Raw genomic sequence first — 9164 nt, 5'->3', positions numbered from 1 at the left:
TACAGCCGAGATACGTGTAAAAATAGGTCATAGACTTACTTTTATTCCCAATTAGTTTTGGAATCGGATTTTTTCTTTTTTGGCTTTGTTAAATTATATTGTTGATAATTGAGATATAAAAATGACTTATCAATAGATAAGTCATTTTTTAATTGCCAGTTCGGCTATTTATTATTCTCAGGGACCTTTTGGCTTCATTTCTTATAATCGGCTGATCATCATTTTTTTCGATGTCCAAAAGAGTGTGAATAACATTGATATCGTTAAAACTTTCAAAAGCTCTAACCAATTTCCATCGAGTAATATCATCTTTGAAATTGGCCTTTAAACATAGTAAAAGTGCATCGATAATTTGATGGTTTGAATGTAGTTTTTGGTAAAAACACATAAAGCCTATTGCATCAATGACTTCTCTAATTGCAAGAATATTATCTGTTTTTAGTACATCCAATAAAATTGGTAGAATCTCTTTTTTCATATGAGCTAGAGTTCTAGCGATAATATCCCTCGGCAAAGGATAACTTTTCTTATTGAAACCATTAGTAGGTAATACTTTATGTTGATTATTGCCTATCTGCCCTAAATATTCGACCATCATCTTAGCAGACTGAACATTACCTTTTGAAAGTGCGTCACATAATTCAATTTTTGTATAAAGTTTGTTTTCTTGTGTAAGAGTTTGAAGAAACAAACGAATCAAATTATCATTTAAATCCTTTTTCTCTGATAGTAATTTTATAGCGATAGTTCTTTTATATGCTTCTTTTGATTTAATCATTTCTAATAATTCAAGATTTGAGTGAGTATTATAATGTTGTAAATCTTCAAGTGTAATTTTCCCGCGGCTTTTTAATTGAGAATCCGAACTTTTCATTTATACCTCCATATAACTGTCTGAATTAGATATGGCGTTCTTTATTCTATATACAGTTTGCCTAGTTATACCGTTTTCTTTTGCAATATGAGAAATGGCTTCGCCATCATTTAACATTTCAACTACTCGATTGTATACTAATCTTTTTTGAGGGTCCTTTGCTGTTGGAGAATAGATAGTAGGTCTTCCTTTATAGACACCTTTCTGTTTGGCTATCGAAATTCCTTGTGCCTGTCTCCTTTTCGTTTCTGTTCGTTCCTGTTCCGCAATCATAGCCAAGATTTGAATAATTAAATCCTTGATGAATTTATCTAACAAAGAATTTCCAATTGCTTCTGCCATAATAGGTAGGCTAGTAATAATTAACTTTACTTCCTTTCTCTTTAGATAATTAACAGTCTCAATAATTTCATCATAATTACGTCCGAGTCTGTCGATAGCTTCTACCATAAATGTATCTCCACTTCGAACAAATTGTAGCGCCTCTTGAAATGCCTCTCTATTATGAACAGATGCACCAGATTTTTGTTCCGTAAATATTTTTTTCGCTCCAAATTCTTTTAATGTTTGTATTTGTCTATTTAAATTTTGATCTAAAGTTGAAACTCTAGCATAAGCAATTTTCATTTTTAAAAATCCACCTCATTTTCTAACCTATTATCATACACCCTAATCATACAATCGAAAGCGAGTGTTTTCAATAACCGACCGATGGATGATTAGGGTCTACCCATAATAGACAAAGCCGGACTCTTTATCGTAAGATGAAAGAGTCCGCAACCACCTTTGGTGTAATTCTAACTAGGAGGAATGAGATTGACTTCAGTTGAACGTACAGCATATCCCAGGTTTAAACAAAACTTAACTAAGAAAGAACTTGCAGCAATTTATACGATTACACATGAAGAAAATATATTTGCACATCGTGTAGCACGTGGAGAGAGTTCAGTTTTTATTTGTTTAGTCATGTTAAAGTCTTTTCAACGATTAGGCTACTTTCCACGTCCTAAGGATATTCCACCGATGGTGCTTCAACATATTCGATCATGTCTTAATATATCTGATGAAATAGAACTTAAATTCAATCCAAAAGTGATGTATCGACATCAAAAAGAAATTCGTCAATATTTACAGGTATATGCATTTGGAAAAGATGCTTTGCATGTAGCTACAAAGGCTATCTATCATGCTTCTCATGTGATGGATCATCCTCCGGATTTAATTAATGTTGCAATTGAAGAATTAATTAAAGAACGCTATGAATTGCCAGCATTCAGTACTTTAGATAGACTTTCTCGTCGTGTACGAACACTGGTTAACAACCAATTGTGTCACACAGTTATGACTCGGTTGTCAAAACAAGAAAAACATAAACTTGAAGAATTACTTTATACTTCGCAAGAAACCAAGCATTCTGGTTTTAATTATTTTAAAGAACTTCCTAAAAGCCCCTCAATTTCTCATATGAAAGAGCTACAAAATAAATTAGATTTTATTACATCATTTATGTCGAACATCGAGGAACTATTAAAAGAGATTCCAAATTCTAAAATTAAACACTTTGCATCAGAAGCACTAGCTTTAGATGCATCGGAAATAAAAGACTTTCATATGGCTAAAAGGTATATGTTGTTATTGTCTGTTATTTATCGTTCACAAATTGTAACAAGAGATAATTTAATAGATATGTTTTTAAAAAGGATTGCTAGGATACATAAAAGAGGAAAAGAAGAATTAGCTCTTTTACGAGAACAGCAACGTTCTATAAGTGAAAACCTTATTTCTATATTGAGTGAAGTTTTACATACAACTCATACGCATGATGATACGAACATGATAGGAAGTAAAATAACGGAGTTATTTGAAGAAAAAGGCGGTATCGATTCTTTGCAACAAGATTGCTTAGCCATTTCGGCGTATAACAGGAATAATTATCTTCCTTTATTAGAAAAGTTCTATAACAGTCACAGAAAGACTCTATTTCGATTGATTTCATTATTAGAATTGGATTCAACGACTCAGGATGATTCTCTTATAAAAGCTTTACAATTTTTGTTGCTAAATGAAAATCGGAGAGTAGAACAGCTTCCTACTAATCTTGATTTATCATTCGCAAACGAGCAATGGAGACAAACTCTTCGAGTTGGAAAAGACTCTAATTTATTGTATCGTAAACGTCTGGAACTTTGTATATTTTCCTATTTGGCTTCCGAATTAAAGACAGGTGACGTAAGTGTACAAGGTTCTGAAAAATACGCTGATTATAGGAAACAGTTATTACCTTGGGAAGAATGCGAACCGATAGTTAAGGAGTATTGCGAAGAACTTAATTTCCCTTCATCTCCTACTAATTTTGTTAAACAACTAAAACACAAATTAACTTCTGTTGCCAATACGGTAGATTTAAATTATCCAAATAACGGACAAGTGATTATAACAGAAGATGGCGAACCTATTTTAAAACGATTAGCACGAAGAAATGTATCTACAAGTAGTAAATTATTAGAAAAAGAAATTATACAACGTTTACCAGAGCGAACCGTATTAGATATACTTTGTAATGTAGAACATTGGACTCATTGGACAAGACATTTTGGTCCTTTATCCGGATCTGATCCTAAATTAGAAAATCCTACGGAACGTTATATTGTTACTACATTCGGATATGGATGTAATTTAGGACCAACGCAAACAGCCAAACATGGGGTACCGTCAGGGAAATGCGGATTTACAACGCTAAGCCCATTTTCAAGCCGATTCCCCCATTTTTAACAACGTTAAGAAAGTTTCAATGGTCTTAAAGAATCTAACGAGATCATTTTTTCTGAATTAAAATGGTATTCTCCAAGTAAATTAATATGTTCCCAACCTAGAGGTGACATATGGTGCAATAATTCTTCATTAAAACTATCTGACCGTTTTTGATATTCAACTGCTTTTGTTAGATGTAAGGTATTCCAAATACTGATGGCATTGATAATTATGTTTAAAGCACTGGCTCTTTGTAATTGATGCTGTATGGTTCGTTCCCTAAGTTCTCCTTGTTTTCCAAAAAAAATAGCTCTTGCCAGTCCATTCATAGCTTCTCCTTTATTCAATCCTCTTTGTATTTTTCTTCTTAGAGATTCATCCGAAATGTAATTAAGAATAAAGATCGTTTTTTCTATTCGCCCCATTTCACGTAAGGCTGTAGCTAAGCTGTTTTGTCTTGAATAAGAACCTAATTTCCCCATAATAAGGGATGCTGAGACTGTTCCTTCTCTAATTGAATGGGCTAATCGCAAAACATCCTCATAATTTTCTTCAATGACCTTTGTATTTATTTGTCCACGTAAAATAGCTTCTAGTTTTGGATACTCACTTGCTCTATCTATTGTAAATAATTTTGAGTCCGATAGATCCCTTATCCTTGGAGCAAATTTAAATCCTAATAAATGGGTTAATCCGAAAATTTGGTCTGTGTAACCAGCTGTGTCTGTATAATGTTCCTCGATGTTTAGATCCGTCTCATGGTGTAATAAACCATCCAAAACATGAATTGCATCCCTTGAATTAGTATGAATAATCTTTGTGTAGTAAGAAGAGAATTGATCACTTGTAAATCTATAGATGGTGGCTCCTTTTCCAGTTCCGTAATGTGGGTTTGCATCTGCATGAAGTGATGAAACACCTAGCTGCATTCTCATTCCGTCTGACGAAGAAGTTGTACCGTCTCCCCAATAGGAAGACAATTGTAATTTGTGATGAAAATTTACTAATACGGCTTGGGCTTTATTCATTGCATCTTCATACATGCGCCATTGGGATACATTGGCTAGTTGCTTATATGTAAGTCCTGGTGTGGCATCAGCCATCTTACTCAACCCAATATTCATTCCCATTCCTAAAAGGGCAGCCATGATAATGATCGTTTCTTCTTTATCTGGTTTTCGATTATTGGAAGCATGAGTGAATTGCTCATGAAATCTTGTTATATATGCAACATCCATAAGTAAATCGGTTAATTTTATTCTTGGTAACATTTGATAAAGACTTGCACTAAATTTCTTTGCTTCTTCTGGAGTATCCTTTTCTAAGCGTGAAATTGACAGTTTTCCTTTTTCAAGAGAAACCCCATCTAATTTATTGAAATTGGCAGACAACCACTTTAATCTTTCGTTAAGGCTACTGGTTCTCTCTGTCAAATAGTCTTCGGATGATAAACTAACTGATAACCTCGTATTCTCTTTCGTTTGATTCCATGTATCTTCCGAAAATAAATATTCCTCAAAATCTCTATATTGTCTACTGCCCACAATGGATACATCACCAGCACGAACATGTTCCCTTAGTTCTGTTAAAACAGCCATTTCATAATAATGACGATTAATTGTACCGTCATCCCCATATAAGTGTTTTTTCCAACGCTTCGAGATAAAGTCCACAGGTGATTCATCAGGCACTTTTCGCTTCCCAGATTCATTCATTCTTCGGATAATCTCCACAGCTTGTAAAAGTGGTTCATTTGCCTTTGTAGAATCAAATTCCAATACCCTTAAGAGCGTTGGCGTATATTTTCGAAGTGTATAAAATCGTTTTTGTAGTAAGTCCAAATAATCATAGTCGGCGGGACGTGCAAGCTCCTGAGCTTCTACCACCGAAGAGACGAAAGAATTCCATTCAATAACGGATTCTAAAACCTCAAAAGCGTCTAATTTTTCCTCCTTTGCTTTGATTAAAGCTTGTCCGATGTTCGTAAAGTGTATAACTTTCTCATTTAGCTTTTTACCGTTTTGTTTCTGAATCTCCTCTTGAGCCTTGCGGCCTTTTGATAACAGACTGAGTATTTGTCTATCATGAATTTCAAAAGCTTTATCAGTTAACTCCTGAATAAGATGTAATAAATAGACGGTTAATATCGAATAACGTTTATTTTCTTGAAAGTCACGGAATGCATAAGGCTCATATCTTGAACCTAAGCGAGATAGCTGTAACAAGCGATTGCGATGCAAATGATTAATTTGTACCGTTTCTAATTCCATTCCCCGTATATATTCAAGTCGTTCTATTAATTTTAGAAATGTTTCGGGTGAAGGATGACCCGGTGGTTCCTTTAACCACCCCAATATAGTTTTATTGGATTCGGATGGATGCTGCGAAGTAATGATCTCTTCAAGCTTTTCTTTTTGCGTATTTGACAGAGATTGACTAACCATATTAAATAGCTTCTTTTCAGCCATTTCTCTTGCCTCCCATACCATTCTTTCAAGTGTAGTGATAGCAGGCAGTATGATTTTGTTTTTTCTTAGAAAATCTATGCATTCATGTAGTAGATGAATGGCATCACCATTTTCCAAAGCTAATTGATAAAGGTGCTTAAATGTCATTCGATATTCTTTTAGAGTAAAAGTTACTAAGTCGTATTCATTTCGAATTTCTTTCAAATGATCCCAAAGTGTATTTTCTCTTTGAGGATAAAGACTAAGCGAAGATGGAGTAGAACCGATTTGTTTCGATATATAATGTATGACTGAATCTGGGATGCTTTTGATATGAGTGTATGGCCAACCGGGATACCGAAGAATGGCTAATTGAACGGCGAACCCTAAACGGTTTTCTTCTCTCCTTCGCTTATTTATAATTTCTAAATCTCGTTTGGAAAAAGTGTAGTAGGTTCCTAGCACCCACTCATCTTCAGAAATTTGCATAAAGGCTTGTCGCTGTTCCGGTGTAAGCAATTCTCTACCTCTCGCCATCTTCATACAGTATCATCTCATTTCTGTAATTATTCAGTTAATTAGTTCAATTATATATCAATAGAGTGTACTCTATTGATACAAGTGTAGGAGACTGATAAAATCATAGTTAAGAGCGTCTCATAAGACTTGTCTCAAAAATGAGGTGATATTTTGCGAAAAATCGGTTATATACGTGTCAGTTCAACTAGCCAGAATCCTTCAAGGCAATTTCAGCAACTGAACGAAATCGGAATGGATATTATTTTTGAAGAAAAAGTTTCCGGAGCAACAAAAGATCGTAAGCAACTTCAAAAAATGTTAGAGGATATACAAGAAGGTGACATCATTTATGTTACGGATTTAACTCGGATTACTCGTAGTACACAAGATTTATTTGAATTAATCGATAACATACGGAGTAAAAAAGCAAATTTAAAATCCTTAAAAGATACATGGCTAGATTTATCAGAAGATAATCCCTACAGCCAATTCTTAATTACGGTTATGGCGGGTGTAAACCAATTAGAACGTGATCTTATCCGTATGCGGCAACGTGAAGGGATTGAATTGGCTAAGAAAGAAGGAAAGTTTAAAGGTCGGTTAAAGAAGTACCATAAAAATCATGCAGGAATGAATTATGCAGTAAAGCTTTATAAAGAGGGAGATATGACTGTAAATCAAATTTGTGAAATTACAAATGTGTCTAGGGCCTCATTATATAGAAAGCTATCGGAAAGGAACAGTTGATGAGTTATAACCAGAATCAGAAATATATAATAGAAAGTAAGTTTCATATAGAGGTGGAATTATATGCCTAAAATTGACAATATGTTAGCAATTCTATGGATGCTTCGTTCAGGTGAAAAAATTACTGCAAAACAAATTTCAGAAAAGTTAGAGATGAATATAAGGACTGTGTATCGTTATATTGATACACTTTCAACAAGTGGCGTACCTATAATTTCAGAACCAGGACATAACGGTGGATACACTTTATTGAAAAATTTTATTGAGGCTCCTCTTTTTTTTGATTTTGAGGAGCAAACTTCACTATTTCACGCTGCTGTTTTTGCAGAAGAAGCCGGATATTATGGAGGTGAAGCACTAAATCGGGCCATTTCAAAACTAAGTAAATACTCAAATCAAGAGCAGGAAACAAAGATAAACCAACATTTAACTAGTCTTGAAGTAATAAGCCGATTAAGTTCACTCTCTATGGAACCTTTTTTGAATGAGTTGGAGCAGGCCGTAGTTGACGGGTACTCAGTAAAAATTCTTTACCATAAAAGTGGCGAAAAGCAATTAAATTATAGATTGGTCGATCCGTACAGAATTATCTATTGGAATAATAAGTGGTATGTGATTGGATTTTGTCATCTTAGGAATGATATCCGTAGTTTTAGAGTAGATCGAATTGAAAGTCTAATGCTAACCGAAAATAAGTTTAAACGGCCAGAAAATTTTTCAGCACGTGACTTTTTTATAAAAAATCTTCTTCCAACTATAGAAGATAAAGAAGGGATTATTTCTTTGGTTATTAATGGGGATAAAAGTGTATTGGCTGATATTTGCCAACATTGGTTTTTAGGACATTATTTACAAGAGCGGACTTCAAATCAAGCAGTTTTTCTTCTTGAAAAAGATATAATACATACATATGTACCTTATTTACTTTTACCGTACAATAAATCTATTAAAGTTATTGAGCCAATAAGCCTTAAGAAAAGACTTGTTGAAGTTCTGTCGGAATTAATAAAATTTCATCAAGTATGATAACTTCCCTGACGTTAACTGTCAGGGAAGTTATATTATAATAGCTATATCAATTGTGATTGGAGTGTTATTGGATGCAAACAAAAAAAGCTTTTCTATATGTATTTAATACAATGTCGGACTGGGAATATGGATATTTAATTGCTGAACTAAACTCAGGAAGATATTTCAAAAAAGATTTAGCACCTTTAAAAGTAATTACAGTAGGAGCTAATAAAGAAATGATTACTACTATGGGAGGACTGAGCATAAAACCAGATATTTCCCTTGATGAATGTACTCTTGAGAGTAAAGATCTTTTAATTTTACCAGGAGGGACTACTTGGAGTGAAGAAATGCATCAACCTATCTTGGAAAGAATTGGCCAAGCTTTAAAGCTTGGCACTATTGTTGCTGCAATTTGTGGTGCAACTGATGCCCTCGCGAATATGGGATACTTGGATACTAGAAAGCATACAAGTAATAACTTAGAATATACTAAAATGGTATGTCCTAACTATAAAGGAGAAAAGTTTTATGAGCTGGGATCTGTGGTATCTGATGCGAATTTAGTTACTGCATCAGGAATAGCTCCTCTGGAATTTGCAATGGAGATACTGAAAAAAATAGATGTATTTACACCAGATGCATTACATTCATGGTATAACCTAAATAAGACTCATAAACCTGAATACTTCTTCCAGTTAATGAATTCAATAAATAAATGAAGTAACTGAAAAGCTCAATTTCTCTATTTTGATTTGTAGAGAAGTTGGGCTTTTTAATTTGGAATTTCCTTATCGTTGTAAATCCGCATTTTC

6 protein-coding genes and 1 pseudogene are annotated in these 9164 nt (G+C 33.9%); 4 read left to right on the top strand and 3 right to left on the bottom strand.

Annotated features, from left to right (window positions below; all coding sequences use genetic code 11):
* Positions 1–148: 148 nt before the first annotated feature.
* Positions 149–874 (bottom strand): HEAT repeat domain-containing protein, encoded by a 726-nt coding sequence (locus ACO6VI_RS32295; protein ID WP_098214526.1) that lies wholly within the window; start codon positions 872–874, stop codon positions 149–151.
* On the bottom strand, positions 875–1501 hold the full coding sequence (locus ACO6VI_RS32290; RefSeq protein ID WP_098386518.1) for a recombinase family protein: 627 nt from the start codon (positions 1499–1501) through the stop codon (positions 875–877).
* 189 nt (positions 1502–1690) lie between these two features.
* Between ACO6VI_RS32290 and ACO6VI_RS32285 the strand changes: the two are divergent.
* A pseudogene (locus tag ACO6VI_RS32285) lies at positions 1691–3577 on the top strand (DUF4158 domain-containing protein); the annotation flags it as partial.
* A gap of 74 nt (positions 3578–3651) precedes the next feature.
* Here the strand turns inward: ACO6VI_RS32285 and ACO6VI_RS32280 are convergent.
* Positions 3652–6615 carry a Tn3 family transposase gene (locus ACO6VI_RS32280; protein ID WP_422425136.1) on the bottom strand — a complete coding sequence of 988 codons (2964 nt, stop codon included), beginning with the start codon at positions 6613–6615 and terminating at the stop codon, positions 3652–3654.
* Positions 6616–6762: 147 nt separating this feature from the next.
* Here ACO6VI_RS32280 and ACO6VI_RS32275 point away from each other — a divergent pair, with 147 nt between their 5' ends.
* The 3 genes from ACO6VI_RS32275 to ACO6VI_RS32265 all read left to right on the top strand — a co-directional run bounded on the left by ACO6VI_RS32275 (position 6763) and on the right by ACO6VI_RS32265 (position 9071).
* Entirely contained in the window at positions 6763–7338 is a 576-nt protein-coding gene (locus tag ACO6VI_RS32275) for a recombinase family protein (protein WP_400560985.1), read from the top strand.
* A gap of 63 nt (positions 7339–7401) precedes the next feature.
* A complete protein-coding gene (locus tag ACO6VI_RS32270) occupies positions 7402–8364 on the top strand; it encodes a helix-turn-helix transcriptional regulator (protein ID WP_422424761.1) in 963 nt (320 codons plus the stop codon).
* A 74-nt stretch (positions 8365–8438) separates the two neighbouring features.
* Positions 8439–9071 carry a type 1 glutamine amidotransferase family protein gene (locus ACO6VI_RS32265; protein ID WP_422424762.1) on the top strand — a complete coding sequence of 211 codons (633 nt, stop codon included), beginning with the start codon at positions 8439–8441 and terminating at the stop codon, positions 9069–9071.
* The last annotated feature ends 93 nt before the right edge of the window (positions 9072–9164 follow it).

Source organism: Bacillus sp. PSXD-155 (genome assembly GCF_049310765.1).
Taxonomy (GTDB): Bacteria; Bacillota; Bacilli; order Bacillales; family Bacillaceae_G; genus Bacillus_A; species Bacillus_A cereus.
The sequence above is the reverse complement of the archived record's forward strand: the minus strand, read 5'-3'. Positions and strand labels throughout refer to the sequence as shown.